The organism is Reinekea sp. (genome assembly GCF_982785585.1).
The window spans coordinates 1-1,926 of record NZ_CEYAVF010000029.1 but is presented as its reverse complement, the minus strand read 5'-3'; the positions used below and the strand labels follow the sequence as shown (position 1 = coordinate 1,926).

The following is a 1,926-nucleotide window of genomic DNA, read 5'->3' as shown; positions in this document are numbered from 1 at the left end:
CAGCAGGCACAGGTTACGCTTCGTTTTCAACTGCCCAGAGGCGCCATCCAAGTTGCTCAGAATGAATGGCATCCGCTGTTAAATAACTGGCTCAGCGAGGCCCTATTTCAAAATCTGCGCGAGGAACTGGGCTTAGTCTACGCCATCAATAACTGGTTAAAGGCTGACTCTCTGGATTGGCCAGTTTACAGCTTGGTTATCGCCTCCGATGTCGCACCGGAACAGGTTGAAGACTATGTTGCTGCAGTGCAGTCGCTACTCGACGCTCTGATCCAACAGCCCCCAGACAGCGCAACGATCCAAGGTTGGATGCAAACAATCCATGCCGACTCAGCCACCTTTATAGAGTCCACTGAGAATCAAGCACTGCTACTGGCACGCGCCGAGGAGTTTGAACGGTCAGTCAGCGATGTGATCAAGCCTTTTGATCCAGATACAACGCTAACCGGCCAGGATTTAGCAGACCTATTAGCCCAGTTTAGAAACGACCCGGCTATTCTGGTGCAGTATATATGGTTGCCTTGAGTCGGGGAGACTCAAGTGCGATCCAAATAGCCTGGCAAGACCTTACTGAGCGATTGAATAAGTAAAGGCGATACTAGGTTGTGCATTAATAAGCAGTATCGATCTACTGAGCGTTGTTTTCAGAACCAATCGATCGGCCGCTGGCAATGGTTTTAAATCTGGTTTTTTCTGATAAATAAGAAACAGGGCGCACATTTTATTTCTTAAATTTGAGCGCCCTGACTTGCTCGCCTTAGGCGCCTTTTGAAAAAAAGGCGTCGATATTGATTAAGAATTAAAATGACCGATAGAGGAACTTATGACCGCCTTAAGCGATTTAATATTTCTGCCATTTTCGCCGACTCCACTTGTTAAAATAAATAACTATTGCCGTTAAAAATTATTTTTATTTTTAACAATAAAGATTAGCAAAATACTCGAAAAACCCTAACTGCAAACGCGCACATACTTGCCCACACCCCCCCCTATACCAATAATCAGCAATACACCCAATGAATACCGAACACTTAGTTCAAATATCTACAGGTTAGGGTTATTTTCATTAATAACGACTGAATGTGTTAATTTTCGTCGACTATCTAAAATATTCCGTTATAATCCCGCGCTTAAATTACGCACTTAATTAGCGGAGCAACACCATGCACGATCTTTATTATAAAGGGCGCATCCATACCAGAGAAAATTATGTAAAATCGGGTGATAATTTTGAGCGCACCGCTAAGCTTGGCACAGCGAAAAATCCACTAACACTTGTGGTGAATAGCGATGAGAGAAAAAGTGAACTAGAAAAGCTAGTTGCTGACAATGAAGCATTTGCTAATATTTCGGTAGATAACGCAGTAGACGAAAACATCAGTGAGCTTGACGCTATAGTAAATAAATTGATCACCAGCAAGGCCGCCAAAACTCCTAACCGCAATGATCCTTGTTCATGCGATAGCGGCAAGAAATATAAAAAATGCTGTGGTTGATATTTTACTTAGGTTGCAGTAAATAATCACAGCACCCAACCTTCAATAGTCACTGCATCGGCAACAACGTTAATGTTTATTTTTATGGCAAACCAGAGGAGGATTGATGCACCTCTTTTGATTATTATTTCGATAAGAACCCTTCCGTCGACTCGACTCTCCAATATTCAAAGCGCCTCCACTTTAAGCCTATCATTAACAATCTACACAATGGTAAGTAGCACCTACCACTACAATACTAAAACAACTATGGCGAATAGTAAGCATGGGTTATGCGTGATGAGCCGGTTAATTTACCTGTATTTATGCTCCCTTCCCCAAAAACGAAAAAAATGTTGTGATCACAACACAAAAGGTCGCGATAAATAGCGCGAGTAACGTCGGGTCTTAATTGGTAGCGGCGGTGCGACGATTCGCGGCCGGAAGGTGC

Annotated in this window: 2 protein-coding genes; both read left to right on the top strand. The window is 43.1% G+C overall.

Annotation, left to right across the window (positions count from 1 at the left end):
* A partial coding sequence (locus tag AC4FIC_RS11610; protein WP_273285786.1) for an insulinase family protein occupies nt 1–525 on the top strand: 525 nt, incomplete at its 5' end.
* Nucleotides 526–1,163: 638 nt separating this feature from the next.
* Complete coding sequence (locus AC4FIC_RS11605) at nt 1,164–1,496, top strand: PBPRA1643 family SWIM/SEC-C metal-binding motif protein (RefSeq protein ID WP_100257941.1); 333 nt, start codon at nt 1,164–1,166, stop codon at nt 1,494–1,496.
* Nucleotides 1,497–1,926: the final 430 nt, after the last annotated feature.

Coding starts and splice junctions, on each gene's coding strand:
- AC4FIC_RS11605 (WP_100257941.1), top strand. CDS start 1,164: ATGCACGATCTTTATTATAAAGGGCGCATCCATACCAGAGAAAATTAT.